Here is a 16,668-nt window from a genome sequence, read left to right as displayed (position 1 = left end):
TTAGACAAAGGCTAGTCTTTTTCAAATCTTCCGATTCTCTTACTCTCTTTTATTTGTTTTAAATATCACTATTTAAAACGGCTGTCAATTCAATATGTCTATGAACGTATTCTTCTATTCTTTTCGCCAATCTTTCGGTTAGCGGGTGCAAAAGTAACTATTCTTTTTAAACTAACAAGGATTTTTAAAATTATTTTTGAATTTATTTTAACCCCCTCGTTTTACAGTTTATCAATGAACAATCCCTCTCTTGCGGGGTGCAAATATAAAAACTATTTTCCCGCCATTCCAAATAAAAAAACAACCTTTTTTGATATTTTTCACAAGTCGCTGATTTTGCGATTATTGAAAATCAACTTTTGCTTTTCTTTAACAAACAAGCCCCGAAAGACCGTCCATTAGCCCCGATGGAAGCAGCTACCTCGTAGTGCGGACAGCGGGAATTGCAATAACTGAAACAAACCAAGCCACCCGCTCCTAATAAATCTTTCCTATTATTATACTTATATATTGTATGTGTTTTGTGAATCTCCTATATTTGCAGTCCATAAAATTTTAGGAATGATAAAGATTACACTACCTGACGGTTCGGTTAAGGAGTTTGAAAAGAATTCAACTCCGATGGATGTTGCCAAAAGCATCAGTGAAGGATTAGCGCGAAATGTGATTTCGGCAGCCTTTAATGGTACCACTATTGAAACGGAAACCCCATTAACGACCGATGGTTCTCTTATATTATATACATGGAATGACGCAGCAGGCAAAAAAGCTTTCTGGCATTCAACTTCGCACGTGATGGCGCAGGTATTGGAAGAAAAATTTCCTGGTATCAAATTAACGCTTGGACCTGCGATTGACAATGGGTTTTATTATGACGTAGATTTTGGCGATAAGAAAATCACCGATGCCGATTTTAAAGCCATTGAAGACCGTGTATTGGAAATCTCGAGAGAGAAACACGAATTTAAAATGCGTTCAGTTTCTAAAGCAGAAGCTTTGGAAATCTATAAAAATAACGAGTACAAAACCGAGTTGATTTCGAATCTGGAAGACGGAACGATTACATTTTGCGATCACGCCAATTTCTTTGATTTGTGTCGTGGTGGCCATATTCCGAATACCGGAATCATCAAGGCAATGAAAATCATGAGCGTTGCCGGTGCTTACTGGCGCGGTGATGAGAAAAACAAACAGTTGACTCGTGTTTACGGCATTTCGTTCCCTAAACAAAAAGACTTAACTGACTACTTAGAATTACTGGAAGAAGCCAAACGCCGTGACCATAGAAAACTAGGTAAAGAATTGGATTTATTTACTTTTTCTCAGAAAGTAGGTCAAGGTTTGCCATTATGGTTGCCTAAAGGTGCTGCTTTACGCGATAGATTAGAGCAATTTTTGAAAAGAGCTCAGAAAAAAGCCGGTTACGAACAAGTAGTAACGCCACATATAGGGCAAAAGGAATTGTATGTAACCTCGGGTCACTATGCCAAATATGGCGCTGACAGTTTCCAACCGATTCACACTCCGGCAGAAGGCGAAGAGTTCTTGCTAAAACCAATGAACTGTCCACACCACTGCGAGATTTACAACAACAAACCTTGGTCATACAAAGATTTACCTAAGCGTTATGCTGAATTCGGAACGGTTTACCGTTATGAGCAAAGTGGTGAATTACACGGATTGACCCGTGTTCGTGGGTTTACTCAGGATGATGCACACATCTTCTGTACGCCGGATCAATTGGATTCTGAGTTCAAAAAAGTAATCGACCTGGTATTGTATGTATTCGGTTCGTTAGGCTTTGAAAACTTTACCGCTCAGGTTTCGCTAAGGGACCAAGAAAACAGAGATAAATATATCGGAAGCGATGAAAACTGGGAAAAAGCAGAAAGCGCAATTATCAGTGCGGCCAGCGACAAAGGTTTGAATTACGTGATAGAATATGGCGAAGCAGCTTTCTATGGTCCAAAACTGGATTTCATGGTTAAAGATGCTTTGGGCAGGCAATGGCAATTGGGAACCATTCAGGTAGATTACAATTTACCGGAGCGTTTTGAATTGACTTACAAAGGTGCGGATGACAAATTACACCGACCGGTTATGATTCACCGAGCACCTTTTGGTTCGATGGAGCGTTTTATCGCGATTTTGCTGGAACATACCGCTGGAAATTTCCCACTTTGGCTGATGCCGGAGCAGGCTATTATCTTGTCTTTAAGCGAGAAATATGAAAATTATGCGAAAAAAGTTTTAGAATTGCTAGAAAATCACGAAATTCGCGCCCTAATTGACAACCGCAACGAGACGATTGGAAAGAAAATCAGAGAGGCAGAAGTACAAAAAATGCCGTTTATGCTGATAGTCGGCGAGGAAGAAGAGAAAAACGGAACGATTTCTGTACGACGTCACGGGCAAGAAGGAAAAGGCAATATTACAGTTACAATTGATGAATTTGCCAGAATTGTAAACGAAGAAATTGCCAAAACATTAAAAACATTTGAAGTTTAATTAAAATTATATAGCCATAGCAATTAGAAACAACAGAGGTTACCAACCTAGAGAAGAGAAAAAAGCAGCACACCGAATTAATGAGTTGATTCGCGGTGTGTCAGAAGTTCGATTAGTGGGTGAAAATATTGAGCCGGGAGTTTTCAAACTTTCCGAAGCGCTTCGATTAGCAGAACAATTTGAAGTCGATTTGGTGGAGATTTCACCAAATGCAGATCCTCCTGTGTGTAAATTAATGGATTATGGAAAATTCATTTATCAGCAAAAAAAGCGTGATAAAGAGCTGAAAGCAAAGTCAACTCAAATCACTGTGAAAGAGATTCGTTTCGGACCTCAGACTGATGAGCATGATTATGAATTTAAAAGAAAGAATGCAGAGAAGTTCTTAAAAGAAGGCTCAAAATTAAAAGCTTTTGTGTTCTTCAAAGGACGTTCGATCATTTATAAAGAACAAGGTCAAATCCTATTGTTGCGTTTAGCTCAGGATTTGGAAGAATACGGAAAAGTGGAAGCTATGCCGGTATTGGAAGGAAAGAGAATGATTATGTTCATTGCTCCTAAGAAAAAAAGTAAGTAAGTTAAATTAAATAAACTAGGAAAAGATGCCTAAAATGAAAACAAAATCCAGTGCTAAGAAGAGATTCAAAGTAACTGGTTCAGGAAAAATCAAGAGAAAGCACGCTTTCAAAAGTCACATCCTGACTAAAAAATCGAAAAAGCGTAAATTGGCTTTAACTCATTCTACACTGGTTCACCCAACAGATGAGAAAAGTATCAAACAACAATTAAGAATCATCTAATCGCTAAAAGCTAACAGCTAATAGCTTTAGAATTCTTTAGGTTAAAAAATTATTTAAAATAACCTTGGAGTATGGCTTTGAAGTTCCCTTGATTCAATTCGGGACGCCTGCTACAAAAAAACAGAAAAATTATGCCAAGATCAGTAAATTCAGTTGCTAAAAGAGCAAGAAGAAAAAAGATAATGAAGCAAGCCAAAGGTTTCTTTGGTAGACGTAAAAACGTTTGGACAGTTGCTAAAAACGCAGTAGAAAAAGCAATGTGCTATGCTTACCGCGATAGAAAGCAAAACAAAAGAAACTTCCGTGCATTATGGATCACGCGTATCAACGCTGGTGCTCGCCTGGAAGGAATGAGTTACTCACAATTCATGGGATTAGTTAAGAAAAACGGTATCGAATTGAACCGTAAAGTATTGGCTGATTTAGCAATGAATCACCCGGAAGCTTTCAAAGCTGTTGTGAAAAAAGTAAAATAAACGTTTGTACAAACTCAATTTAACTTACTTATAAATAGAAATCCCAGTCGAAAGATCGGGATTTTTTTATGGCGTTGCGCAAGCGCCGGGCTATCGGCTGCACACGGTGCCTGCCTCTATCCCTAACGCGGTTTATATGTGTGGAGAACTACAGCAAATTTATAACATATGACCTAATTTTACCTGAAGCCCACTGGGCTTCCTTCTTTTAATTTCAAATCATCGCTCACGCAGTTCAACTGCTTATTTTAACATTTGTTTTTAAACATAAAACCATTTGTTTCCTTATTTTTGGGCTAAACTAAACCAACATGAAAAAAACAATAATTGCCAGTTGTTTACTCCTTGCAGTGACAACCATTCAAGCACAAACTTTTTCAACAGAAAAAAAACAAGACAGCCAGGGTTACTCCTATGAAACGGTAAAAAATGACAAAACCGGACTCAGGGTTTATACCCTAAAAAACGGTCTTAAAGTTTTCCTGGCCCAAAACACAGACGAACCGAGAATCCAAACTTATATTCCGGTGAAAACAGGTTCCAATAATGATCCTTCGGACAATACCGGTTTGGCACACTACTTAGAACACATGGTTTTCAAAGGAACCAGTAAAATCGGAACCCAAAACTGGGAAGTCGAGAAAAAACTGATTGCCCAGATTTCTGATTTATATGAACAACACAAAGCAGAAACCGATCCTGAAAAGAAAAAAGCCATCTACAAGCAAATCGATGAAGTTTCTCAGGAAGCCTCAAAATATTCTGTGGCCAATGAATACGACAAACTGATTTCATCGCTTGGTGCTAAAGGAACCAATGCCCACACCAACTTATATGAAACCGTTTATAAAAACAACATTCCGGCCAACGAATTGGAAAAATGGATGATGGTGGAGAAAGAGCGTTTCTCCGAATTGGTATTGCGTCTTTTCCATACTGAGCTCGAAGCGGTTTATGAAGAATTCAACCGTTCACAGGACAATGACGGACGTTTAGTAAACTTTGAATTGATGAGCGCTTTGTTCCCTGATACGCCTTATGGCCAACAAACGACCATCGGAAAATCGGAGCATTTGAAAAACCCTTCAATGGTAGCTATTCACAACTATTTCAACCAGTATTACGTGCCTAATAACATGGCGGTAATTTTGGTGGGCGATCTTGATTTTGACAAAACCATCAAAATGGTAGACAAGTACTTTGGCACTTTCCAATACAAAGAACTGCCAATGAAGAAAAAGGTGGTTGAAAAACCAATGACTGCTATTGTATCACGAGAAGTGAAAAGCCCAACAGCCGAAAGAGTGAGCTTGGCCTGGAGAACTTCAGGAACGGGAACAAAAGAAGCCTTATTGGCCGATATGACTTCTGAAATACTAAGCAATGCCGGAGACGTTGGTCTTATCGACCTCAACATCAATCAAAAACAATTGGCCTTAAGCGCCCAAGGGTTTTCTACCACTTTTGATGAATATGGTTATTTTGGTTTGAACCTAAGCACCAAAGAAGGACAAACACTTGAACAAGGAAGAGATTTATTGCTTTCGCAAATTGAATTATTAAAGAAAGGCGAATTTGACGAATGGATGATTCAAGCAATTATCAACAACCGAAGACTTGATGTCATGAAGGCTTATGAATCGGCTGATGGATTAGCGACTTCTATCTACAGAAACTATACACAAGGCATCAGCTGGGAGAAAAACCTATCTGAAATCAACGAATTGGCCAAAATAACCAAAGCCGATATCGTTAAGTTTGCCAATGAATTTTTCAAAGACAACTATGTAATCATCTACAAAAGAAAAGGGGTTAATGACAAATTGGTTCGTGTTTCCAATCCAAAGATTACGCCTATTCAATTGAACAGAGATGCACAATCAGAGTTTTATAAAAACTTTGCAAAGCTTACCTCAACTGATTTAGCACCGGTTTTCGTTGATTTCAAATCGGCAATCCAAACCAAAAAAGTAAAAAATACCAATATTAGTTTTATAAAAAACAACACCAATACGATTTCAAATCTGTACTATGTGTTCAACATGGGTTCTGACCATGACAAAAAACTACAATTGGCAGCCGGGATGTTAGATTATTGGGGAACCAATAAATTGAGTCCGGAAGATGTGAAAAAGGAATTTTATAAAATCGGAATTTCTTATTCGGTGAATTTCACCAATGACATGACTTATATTTCCCTTACCGGATTGGAAAACAATCTGCCAAAAGGAATTGCCTTGCTTGAAGACTTACTGAAAAATGTAAAAGCAGACCAGGAAGTTTACAATACTCAGGTAGAATCTGTCCTGAACTCTAGAGCCAATGCAAAAAAACGCAAAGAAAGTATTCTGAATGCCTTGGTGAATTATGCCAAATATGGTAAAGATTCCCGTTTCAGGGATATCATTTCTGAAAAAGAATTGAGAGAAATGAATGTAAACAAGCTGGCCGATTTGGTAAAAGGAATGACCAGTTATGAGCATCAGATTTTCTTCTATGGCACTGACTTGAATCCAATTGTAACCGCTTTAGAAAAGAACCACAATCTGGCAGCCAACAAGCCTATTCCGGCACCAAAATTATATCCGGAACCCGAAACCAATAACAAGGTTTATTTTGCCAACTATGATATGGTTCAGACCGAAATGACGCGAGTTGCCAAAGGCGGAAAATACAATCCATCATTTTCCGGAACGGTAAATGTTTTCAATTCTTATTTTGGCTCAGGTTTGTCTTCCATTGTATTCCAGGAAATCAGGGAGTCAAAATCATTGGCCTATTCGGCAAGAGCCAATTATATGATCGCCAATGACAAAAATCTAAACGATTATATGCAGGTTGCTATCGGAACACAAGCCAATAAATTACCGGAAGCGGTTGATGCCATTAATGCTTTGCTGGCCGATATGCCAAAAATTGACAAACAGTTCAACAATGCCAAAGAGTCAAGCTTAAAACAAATTGCCTCAAGCAGAATCATCAAAACCAACATCTTCTTCAACCAATTGAACGTGAAAAAACTTGGTTTTGACTATGATATCCGCAAAGACGCTTACAAGAGCATTGAAGGCCTGACCTTGAATGCCACCAATGAATTCTTCAACAAAGAAGTAAAGCCTAAAAAATACAATACGGCCATCATTGGTAAAAAAGAAAGCTTAGACTTTGAAGCGCTTAAGAAATTAGGCCAAATCGAAGAAGTTACTTTAGAGGAAATATTCAATTATTAAAATGGTATTGTAACATTATAGAAAAATCCCAGTCAAATGATTGGGATTTTTTGCTTAAATTTAGTCCCGTTAAAAAAATCATAACATATACTTGATATATCAAATTATATAGTAAATTGGATTTTTTTTAAATCTAACTATTAACCTTATTCATCAATCTCTTAATTTAAAAATTATGAACAAAATTAGACTAACGTTCATGTTTTCTTTAGCAGTCCTTTTGACCTCGGGTTTGTCACAGGCACAAGACAAACCAGACCGTAAAAAGAAAAATGACAAAGAAGCGGCGGCGGCAAAAGCAGATTCAATCAAAGCAAAAAAACCACCTAAGGTTTCCATCGCCGACAAGGTAAAAACCAGCAAAAAGTCGGAAGGTCTTTTTACCATTTACCAGGATACGGTTACCGGTAGCATTCAACTCTTCATAAAGAAAGAGCAATTGAATAAAGAATTTATTTATCAGAGTTATTCGATGAGCGGCCCAACTACTTTAGGTTTGAACCAAAGCATGCACCGTTCAACCAATATCTTTAACATCAAAAAAGCCAATGACAAAGTTGAATTTGGTTTAGTCAATACTAACTTTTACTACGACAAAAACAATGCGGTAAGTAAGAGTGCTGGTACTGATATTGCCGAAGCTATTTTCCTGGCAGAAAAAGTAGTTGCCGAAGACAATACCGGTTATTTAATCGCGGCCGATGGTTTATTCTTAAGTGAAAAACTAGATCCGGTAAAACCAGTAATGCCTCCTGGAATTCCACCGGGAGCCTTTTTTAATCTTGGAAATTTCAATTCAGCGAAATCAAAATATTACAGCGTTCGTTCGTTTCCGAACAATACTGACGTTGTTGTCGACTTAGCTTATGACAATCCGAGTCCGTTAAACGGCGGTGGTGACGATATTACCGATGCGCGTTATGTTCGTGTTCGCATGCAACACACCTTTTTGGAAATGCCTGTAAATAATTTCAGGGCCAGAAGAGATGATCCACGTGTTGGTTACTTTGGACAATCCATTAACGACCAAACCAGTATAAAAGTAACACCATATAAAGACATCATTAATCGTTGGTTTTTGACTAAAAAAGATCCAGCTGCTGCGATTAGCGAGCCTGTAGAACCTATCGTTTGGTGGGTAGAAAACACGACACCGGTAGAATACCGTGACGCCATTGTGGCTGCCGGAAACAAATGGAACGAAGCTTTTGAAAAAGCCGGTTTTAGAAATGCAGTTGTAATGAAAGTCCAGCCGGATGATGTTGATTGGGATGCCGGAGATGTGCGTTACAATGTAATTCGTTGGGTTGCCTCAGCTAATCCGACTTACGGAGCCATCGGACCAAGTTTTGCCAATCCACGCACGGGTCAGATTTTAGGCGCTGATATCACTATCGAATGGGCATCAGGAAGTAGTTCTCCATCCTTAGATGAATTGTATTCGTTAAAAGGTTCTGAAGAATCCCAGGCACATCTTGATAGTTATTTCCACAATGACGGAAGTACTTGTACTTTGGCCAGCGAACTTAAAAACCAATTCTTAATGGGTACGACTTTGGCAGAAGCCAATGAAGAAGATGCCGGTACCATCTTAAAAGTACACGAAGAGTTTTTATACTATTTAGTGCTTCATGAAATGGGTCATACTTTAGGTTTGAACCACAATATGAAATCCAGCCAAATGTTAAGTCCGGCCGACTTACACAACAAAGCCATCACTGAAAAAGTTGGGCTTATCGGTTCGGTAATGGATTATCCTGCCATCAATCTTTCATTAGACAGAAGCAAACAAGGAAATTACTACACCACAAAACCAGGACCATATGATCTTTGGGCCATTGAATATGGTTATAAAGAATTTGACGAAAACGCAGAAGAAGCTGAATTGACCAAAATCCTAAACAGAAGTACTGATCCGAGTTTGGCTTTTGGTAACGATGCTGATGATATGAGATCTCCGGGTAAAGCAATCGATCCACGCGTAATGGTGAATGACCTGAGCAGCGATGCGATTGGAAATGCTGAAGAAAGATTCAAATTGGTTAATAATGTAATGGCCAAACTGAAAACCAAATACAGCAAAAACGGACAAAGTTATGCTGAATTGAGAGCAAGATTCGGAACCTTAAATGCACAAAGAAGAAATATGGCTTCCGTGGTGAGCCGTTATGTTGGAGGTATTTATGTAGACAGGAGTTTTGTTGGTCAAAATACTACGGTAAAACCTTTTACACCGGTATCAAAAGCCCAACAAAAAAGAGCTATCGAAGTATTGAATAAATATACTTTTGCTCCGGATGCTTTTGATGCTGATGCACCATTATATCCATATTTACAATTGCAAAGACGTGGATTTGGCTTCTTCTCTTCTACTGAAGATCCAAAATTAGGCGCTATGTACCAATCGCTTCAAACTGATGTTGCATTGGGTCACATTCTTCACCCAACAACCTTACAAAGAATTACCAATTCAAGTTTGTATGGCAACAGTTACTCTGTAGCTGAAGTAATGAGCGATTTGACCAACGGTATTTTCAAAGCTGATTTGATAGGCAAAGTGAATATGCAACGTCAATACCTTCAAACGTATTTTGTAAAAGAAGTGATTGGAATTGCGGATATCAACGATCCAAAAAACAGACACGATGATATTTCAAAAGCAGCAGCGCGTCAAACCTTAAAGAAAATAAGACTGATGCTGGTTACCGCTTCCTCTTTAGATGAAAGCACCAGAGCACACAGAAACTACATCACTTTCTTAATTGATAACGCATTGACAATTAAGTAATCTATTAGGTTACCAAAATAAAAATCCCAATCGAAAGATTGGGATTTTTTGCTTTTAAAAAGTAACTTTGGTAAAAACTAAATGATGGCTGACAATCTTATTCGACATCTGAGCAAACACATTCAGCTCACTGAAGCTGAAAAAGAACTTATTCTGGCAAAGATTGAACTGAAATCGGTGAAGAAAAAAGACCTGCTGCTAAAAGCAGGCGAAGTTTGTACCCATCAGAATTTTATCCAGAAAGGCTGTTTCCGCCTTTTTATCATCAATGAAAAAGGTGTTGAACAAACGCTGCAATTTGGGATTGAAGATTGGTGGATTACCGATTATATGAGTTTTTCCAATCAAAAACCATCACATTTTTATATCCAGGCCATCGAAAATTCGGAAATCATTTCAATTTCCAAAGCCAATCTTGATGCATTGTATGCTGCAATTCCACAACTCGAACGCTATTTCCGGATTGTTCTTCAAAAATCTTTTGCGGCTTCGCAAATGCGGATTATGTTTTTGTTTACCATGTCAGCCGAAGAACGCTACCATCATTTCAACAATGTCGTTCCCGAATTCATACAACGCGTTCCGCAATACATGATTGCTTCCTATCTCGATTTTTCGGCGGAGCTGCTTAGCAAAATACGCGGAGGTAAAAAGCAAAAATGATTTCTTGAACTAGTTCAAGTTTTTTAAAGAATCATTGCCGGAACTTTGTATCGAACTTTAAAAAACAACAAAATGAACACCAGAGTAAACATTTTACAGACACAACCTGAGGCTTACAAAGCCATGATGGGATTAGAAAGATACATCGCATCCACTTCACTAACACCAACGCACAAAGAGCTAATCAAAATCAGGGCTTCCCAAATTAATGGCTGTGCTTATTGCATCAATATGCACACCCGAGATGCCCGAAAATTGGGTGAAACCGAGCAACGCATTTATCTTTTGAATGCCTGGAGAGAAACCACACTTTACACTCCCGAAGAAGAAGCCATTTTGGCCATGACCGAAGAAATAACTTTAATTCAGAATCATTTATCACAAGCGACTTATGATAATGCCAGAAAACTGTTTGACGAAACATACATTGCACAAATTATCATAATGATTACGACAATCAATGCCTGGAACCGCATTGCCATTGCTACAGAAATGGCATTGGATTAATAATTCAAACAAAAAATCCCAACTAAATAGTTGGGATTTTTTATTTCTAGTTAAAAACCTCTTCGTTCGTACCATCAAAACTGGCAAAAACCATACTCGGATGCGAATCCTGATGGAAGATATTTCCTTTATGGTCAATGGCAATTGCCCCGGCAAAACCATCAAAAGGTTTTAATTCAGCAAAGGTTTTTTCAAATGCTTTTTCTAAGGTAAAACCATCGGTAACACGCGTTACAATCTTAGCTGCAACAGCACCGCTGACAATGTCTTCTCCTACTCCGGTCAAACTTACTCCACAAAATTCGTTAGCATAATTTCCGGCTACGGTGGCCGAATCCGATATTCTTCCCGGGATTTCAAAACCTTTTCCTCCGGTTGATGTGGCTACCGCAATTTTACCTTCGGCATCTAAAGCCACACAACCCACTGTTCCTATTCGGGTTGCTGCTAATTTAGCTTCATATTCTGAACGCCGTTGTGGTATTTCGGTAGAAAATTTTTCAAATCCGTGTTGGCGGGCAAAATTAGTTGCACCGCTTCCACCCAAAACCTTATCATCATAATGCATTAAAACCTGTGCGACCTGTACCGGGTTTTTGACTTCTTCAATATTAATCACACCGCTCATTTTCATCGTCGAACCATCCATCAATGAAGCGCTCATTCTAATTTTGCCATCGCTTTGGATTTGGGAACCAATACCGGCATTGAACAATTCATCATCTTCCAAAAGTGACGTTGCGTGTACCACGGTTTCCAAGGCTGAATGCGTTTGCAGATAAGCATACGATTCCTTAGCTATGCGAAGCAAAGCCTGTTGCTTGGCTACTTTCGTTTCATGGTTAGTAGTCGATTCTGAAAAAAATCCGCCGTGAATGATGATTTTCATTAGGATTGAACGTATTGGGAAGACTTAATAGTCATTTTAAAAGTAGCCAAATCAAAAGTGTCATACATGCTCATTACATGGGTCACCAAATGGTTAATCGAAATGGGTTGGCCCAATTCAACCTGAGTCAGATTGGTGTCTTTGATTTCTCTTCCGTCAACCAGAATTACCAATCCCGAACCGATAGCTTCCATTTTAGTATTGTGTGTTATTAACAAACCGGTATCTTCTCCAAGCCCGATTCCTAATACCTTTGGATTTCCAACTACGGATTGAAACAAACGACCAATTCTTCCGCGTTGCACAAAATGGGTATCGATAATCACACCATCAATAAGTCCCAAACCTGAAGTGATTTTTACTTCGCCTTTCAACAAAGCTTCACTACTGCTTCCCTGGTAAATCATATTATTGGAAGCGGCTGCAGCTCCGGCTGAAGTTCCGGCGTAGATAAATTCTTCGTTGTGGTATTTGTCCAAGATAATATCATGAAACGGCGTTCCACCTAGTATTGAAGTCAATCGCAATTGATCACCACCGGTAAACATCACTACATCAGCTGCTCTCAAACGCGCCAATACTTCAGGCTCTGAAGCTTGTTCGCGTCTTTCGATATTCAACACATCCACATTGTCGGCACCTAAATAATGCAGGGCTTTCACATATTCGGGACCAATCTCTCTTGGGATTTTGGAAGCCGTTGTAATGACTTCAATTCGAGAGTCTTTTTTATGCTTAGATTCTTCAATTATTCTCTTTAAAATTCCGGCTTCAAAAAAGTTTAAATTCTTTGCCGCATTTTTATCTAAATCGGTTTCAGTGAAACTACCTTTATCAACAGCGCCACCTATTATTATTAATTTTCCACGTATATTCATGTGGGTAAAAATAACAAAAACTTAATACCTACAAACCTTTTTTAACGCTTTTTAAGGCTAACTTTTGAACATCTTATCAAGAACTTTCAATCGCTAAATTGTTTTATATTTGCCAAATGGAAGTCAATCAAACCCGTATTAATAAATTCCTCTCCGAAAGTGGGTTTTGCTCGCGACGCGAAGCCGATAAATTATTGGAACAAGGCAGAATTACCATTAATGGCATCGTTCCGGAAATGGGAACTAAGGTTTCTGCTGACGATGAAATACGTGTCGATGGCAAACTCATACGCGAAAAAACCGAAAAACCGGTCTATTTGGCTTTCTACAAACCGGTTGGCATTGAATGCACTACCAACCAGAATGTACGCGACAACATTGTGGATTATATCAATTATCCGAAACGCATTTTTCCTATCGGGCGTTTGGACAAAGCCAGTGAAGGCTTGATTTTTATGACCAATGACGGTGATATTGTCAACAAAATCCTTCGGGCAAGAAACAATCACGAGAAAGAATATATCGTAACCGTTAACCGTCCAATTACCGACAGATTTATCGAACGCATGGGCAATGGCATTCCGATTTTGGATACCGTTACCCGAAAATGCAAAGTCGAGCAAATCAGTAAATATGTTTTCAAAATCATTCTGACCCAAGGTTTGAACCGTCAAATCCGCAGGATGTGTGAATATTTGGGTTACGAAGTAACCGCATTGAAAAGAACGCGAATCATCAATATTTCCCTCGATGTCCATGTTGGCCGCTATCGCGATTTAACCGATAATGAAATCAAGCAACTGAACAAATTGATCGAGCCTTCAAGCAAAACCGAAGAAGCGAGTTTACCTAAGGAAAAAATTACCCGAAGAATCAACAAAAGAGACTAAATGCTTAAAACCATTTTATATATTGCTTTAGGCGGTGCCATCGGAAGTGTTCTGCGTTTTTTGACTACGGTTTTGGTATCCAAATTCTGGTCGAATCATTTTCCGTTGGCGACATTCTTAGCGAATATTGTTGGCTGTTTTCTGATTGGATTATTCATTGGAATTCTAGAAAAAAACCAACTGACTGACAGCAACCTGAAGTGGTTCTTAGTCACCGGATTTTGTGGCGGCTATACGACTTTTTCTACTTTTGGCATGGAAAATTATACGCTGTTTCAAAACAACAATTCACTTTTGGCTTTTGCTTATATCGGTTTGAGCATTCTTCTCGGACTTTTTGCGGTTTGGTTCGGACTTTTTGTATCCAAATAATTTCCATTTCCTGAAAAAAATGTAACTTCGCCATCTATGAAAAAAGAAGACATTTTTGCCATTCAACAATTATTGGCGACGCCAAAAAGAATTGCGATAATTCCACACCGAAGTCCAGATGGAGATGCCATGGGTTCTACTTTAGCATTGTATCATTTCCTGTTAAAGATGAACCATCAGCCCATAGTGATTTCACCGAATGAATTTCCCAATTTTCTGGCTTGGCTGCCAAGTTCTGAAACGGTATTGGTTTATGAAAACGACAAAGAAAAATGCAGTAAAATAATCCAGGAATCTGAAATTGTTTTCACTTTGGATTTTAATGCATTGCACAGAACCGGTGAAATGGAACAGGTTTTGAGCAAAGTGACCGCTCCGATGATTATGATTGACCATCATCAAAAACCGGATACTTTTGCGACTTATACTTATTCGGATACGGTTTTTGGCTCAACCTGTGAGATGATTTACAATTTCATTTCATTTTTAGGTAAAAAAGACCTGATTGATACAACCATTGCAAGTTGCATATATACCGGAATCGCGACGGATTCTGGATCATTTCGTTTTCCGTCAACCACCGGAACAACACATAGAATTGTGGCCGAACTGATTGATTTGGGCATTGACAACAGTGAGATACACAATCAGCTTTTTGACAACAACTCATACAACCGTTTGCAGCTTTTGGGAAGAGCTTTACAAAACATGAAAGTGTTCCCCGAATATAAAACATCATATATCACGCTTTCTCAGAAGGAATTGGACGAGTTCCATTATGAAAAAGGCGACACCGAAGGTGTAGTAAATTATGGTTTGACTATTAAAGGCATACATTTTGCAGCCATTTTTATTGAACACAGAGATGAAAACATTATTAAAATCTCGTTCCGTTCACAAGGAAATTTTGATGTGAATCAATTTGCAAGAGACCATTTCAACGGTGGCGGTCATATTAATGCTGCCGGAGGAAAATCATATGAAAGTATGAAAGAAACCATCAAAAAATTTGAAAACTTAATTTCGAAAATAACTATTTAGTACATGAAAAAGATCACCCAAATTGCTTTACTAATAGTTTTTGTAACCCTGATGAGTTGCAAACAACAACAAGCGCGCATGCCGATTTCCCGTTCATCAGGAACTTTTATGAAAGAATCCATTGAGCGCAATAAGAAAATGATTGCCGGAGAAGAAGCTAAAATTGATTCAATCATCAAAAGCAATCCGCAGATAAAATACATCGCTTCCAAAAAAGGCTATTGGTACCATTATGAAACCAAAAATGAAACCGATACGCTTCGACCTAAAAAAGGCGACGTGGCCAATTTTGACTACGAAATTAAAGATTTGAAAGGCAATGTTGTCTATTCTGAAGTGGAATTGCGTCCGCAAACTTATGTGGTCGACAAGCAAAACATCATGATGGGATTGCGTCATGGCATTAAGTTAATGCACAAAAATGAAAAAGTAACTTTCCTGTTTCCATCACACATGGCTTATGGCTATCACGGTGACAACAAAAGAATTGGTTCCAATGTGCCTTTGATTTGTACCGTAACGCTACACGATTTTAAACCAGAAACCAAAATAAAAACCGAAAATTAATTATTACTCCAAATGAAAAAAACAATCAGTCTTTTTGTATTGGCTTTATCTATTATGGTAAGCTCTTGTAAAGAAGAACACAAAAATTTAAAAGACGGTTTGTATGCCGAAATTGAAACTACAAAAGGAATCATCCTTTTGCGGCTTGACTATAAAAAAGCACCGGTTACGGTGGCTAATTTTGTAACCTTAGCCGAAGGAAACAATCCTTTTGTGATGGATGATTTAAAAGGAAAACCTTTTTATGACGGTACGATTTTCCACCGCGTTGAACCAGGTTTTGTGATTCAGGGCGGAGATCCTTACGGGAATGGCTCAGGCGATCCGGGTTATATTTTTAAAAATGAAATCAGTACTTTAAAACATGATAAGGCTGGTATTTTGGCTATGGCCAATTCGGGACCTGACACTAATGGATGTCAATTTTATATTACTTTAAAAGCAACACCACAATTAGATGGTGGTTATAGTATTTTTGGTCGTGTGGCTGAAGGTATGGACGTGGTCAATAAAATTGAAAAAAACGATGAAATGATTGCGGTAACCATTATCAGAAAAGGTGAAGATGTCAAAAAGTTTGATGCCGTTCAGGTTTTTTCTGATTATTTCAAAAAACAAAAATCTGCAAAAGACCAAAAAACAAATGCTTTTAACGATATAAAAAAGGCGGCCATAAAGTTACCATCGGGAGTTGCTTATAAAATTACTCAGACTTCTACTTCAGAAAGTCCTAAACAAGGAAGTAAATTAACGGTTATCTATTCAGGCTTTTTAGAAGATGGAACACTTGTTGATACCAGTGAACCTGAAGTTGCCAAACAACATGGAATTTTTGACGAACGAAGAGCAATGCAAAACGGATATTCAAGGTTGACTTACAATGTTGGTGGTGCAAACCAACTTATTCCCGGGATGATTGAAGGGATACAACAATTGAAAGCGGGTGAAAAGGCCATACTTTTCATCCCATCAGATTTGGCTTATGGTGAACAAGGCGCCGGAAGAGTGATTCCGCCTAATGCTAACATGGTTTTTGAAATTGAAATTTTAAAATAAATA

The 16,668-nt window shown here is 38.4% G+C and carries 15 protein-coding genes; 13 read left to right on the top strand and 2 right to left on the bottom strand.

Annotated features, from left to right (window positions below; translation table 11 throughout):
- Window positions 1-561 precede the first annotated feature (561 nt).
- The 8 genes from thrS (at window position 562) to P1K33_RS05845 (ending at window position 10,972) form a co-directional block, all read left to right on the top strand.
- The gene (gene thrS, locus P1K33_RS05880) at window positions 562-2,508 is read left to right on the top strand and encodes a threonine--tRNA ligase (RefSeq protein ID WP_284651970.1); all 1,947 of its coding nucleotides are present in this window, start codon (window positions 562-564) and stop codon (window positions 2,506-2,508) included.
- Between the two features lie 22 nt (window positions 2,509-2,530).
- Window positions 2,531-3,085, top strand: coding sequence for a translation initiation factor IF-3 (gene infC, locus P1K33_RS05875; RefSeq protein ID WP_284651975.1), 555 nt, complete (start codon window positions 2,531-2,533; stop codon window positions 3,083-3,085).
- 25 nt (window positions 3,086-3,110) lie between these two features.
- Window positions 3,111-3,308, top strand: coding sequence for a 50S ribosomal protein L35 (gene rpmI / locus P1K33_RS05870; RefSeq protein ID WP_035678477.1), 198 nt, complete (start codon window positions 3,111-3,113; stop codon window positions 3,306-3,308).
- Window positions 3,309-3,439: 131 nt separating this feature from the next.
- Complete coding sequence (gene rplT, locus P1K33_RS05865) at window positions 3,440-3,784, top strand: 50S ribosomal protein L20 (protein ID WP_284651969.1); 345 nt, start codon at window positions 3,440-3,442, stop codon at window positions 3,782-3,784.
- Between the two features lie 311 nt (window positions 3,785-4,095).
- Window positions 4,096-7,014, top strand: a complete 2,919-nt coding sequence (locus P1K33_RS05860) for a M16 family metallopeptidase (RefSeq protein WP_284651968.1) — start codon at window positions 4,096-4,098, stop codon at window positions 7,012-7,014.
- Between the two features lie 175 nt (window positions 7,015-7,189).
- Window positions 7,190-9,802 (top strand): zinc-dependent metalloprotease, encoded by a 2,613-nt coding sequence (locus P1K33_RS05855; protein ID WP_284651967.1) that lies wholly within the window; start codon window positions 7,190-7,192, stop codon window positions 9,800-9,802.
- 84 nt (window positions 9,803-9,886) lie between these two features.
- The gene (locus P1K33_RS05850; RefSeq protein ID WP_284651966.1) at window positions 9,887-10,465 is read left to right on the top strand and encodes a Crp/Fnr family transcriptional regulator; all 579 of its coding nucleotides are present in this window, start codon (window positions 9,887-9,889) and stop codon (window positions 10,463-10,465) included.
- A gap of 72 nt (window positions 10,466-10,537) precedes the next feature.
- Window positions 10,538-10,972, top strand: coding sequence for a carboxymuconolactone decarboxylase family protein (locus P1K33_RS05845; protein WP_284651965.1), 435 nt, complete (start codon window positions 10,538-10,540; stop codon window positions 10,970-10,972).
- A 46-nt stretch (window positions 10,973-11,018) separates the two neighbouring features.
- Here the strand turns inward: P1K33_RS05845 and P1K33_RS05840 are convergent, their stop codons facing one another.
- Both P1K33_RS05840 and P1K33_RS05835 read right to left on the bottom strand, forming a co-directional pair.
- A complete protein-coding gene (locus P1K33_RS05840) occupies window positions 11,019-11,861 on the bottom strand; it encodes an isoaspartyl peptidase/L-asparaginase (protein ID WP_284651964.1) in 843 nt (280 codons plus the stop codon).
- Entirely contained in the window at window positions 11,861-12,739 is an 879-nt protein-coding gene (locus P1K33_RS05835; RefSeq protein ID WP_284651963.1) for a cyanophycinase, read from the bottom strand. The genes P1K33_RS05840 and P1K33_RS05835 overlap by 1 nt, the downstream gene beginning before the upstream one ends.
- Before the next feature lie 116 nt (window positions 12,740-12,855).
- Here P1K33_RS05835 and rluF point away from each other — a divergent pair, with 116 nt between their 5' ends.
- The 5 genes from rluF to P1K33_RS05810 are packed head-to-tail and all read left to right on the top strand — an operon-like array spanning window position 12,856 to window position 16,665.
- On the top strand, window positions 12,856-13,629 hold the full coding sequence (rluF, locus tag P1K33_RS05830; RefSeq protein ID WP_284651961.1) for a 23S rRNA pseudouridine(2604) synthase RluF: 774 nt from the start codon (window positions 12,856-12,858) through the stop codon (window positions 13,627-13,629).
- Window positions 13,630-14,001, top strand: a complete 372-nt coding sequence (crcB, locus tag P1K33_RS05825; RefSeq protein ID WP_284651960.1) for a fluoride efflux transporter CrcB — start codon at window positions 13,630-13,632, stop codon at window positions 13,999-14,001. It abuts the gene before it with no gap.
- A gap of 36 nt (window positions 14,002-14,037) precedes the next feature.
- A complete protein-coding gene (locus tag P1K33_RS05820) occupies window positions 14,038-15,042 on the top strand; it encodes a DHH family phosphoesterase (protein ID WP_284651959.1) in 1,005 nt (334 codons plus the stop codon).
- A 3-nt stretch (window positions 15,043-15,045) separates the two neighbouring features.
- Window positions 15,046-15,609, top strand: a complete 564-nt coding sequence (gldI, locus tag P1K33_RS05815; RefSeq protein ID WP_284651958.1) for a gliding motility-associated peptidyl-prolyl isomerase GldI — start codon at window positions 15,046-15,048, stop codon at window positions 15,607-15,609.
- 12 nt (window positions 15,610-15,621) lie between these two features.
- Window positions 15,622-16,665 carry a peptidylprolyl isomerase gene (locus P1K33_RS05810; protein ID WP_284651957.1) on the top strand — a complete coding sequence of 348 codons (1,044 nt, stop codon included), beginning with the start codon at window positions 15,622-15,624 and terminating at the stop codon, window positions 16,663-16,665.
- Window positions 16,666-16,668 lie beyond the last annotated feature (3 nt).

It is taken from the genome of Flavobacterium terrisoli, assembly GCF_030167905.1.
Classification (GTDB): Bacteria; Bacteroidota; Bacteroidia; order Flavobacteriales; family Flavobacteriaceae; genus Flavobacterium; species Flavobacterium terrisoli.
This window is presented reverse-complemented; position numbering and strand designations above follow the sequence as displayed.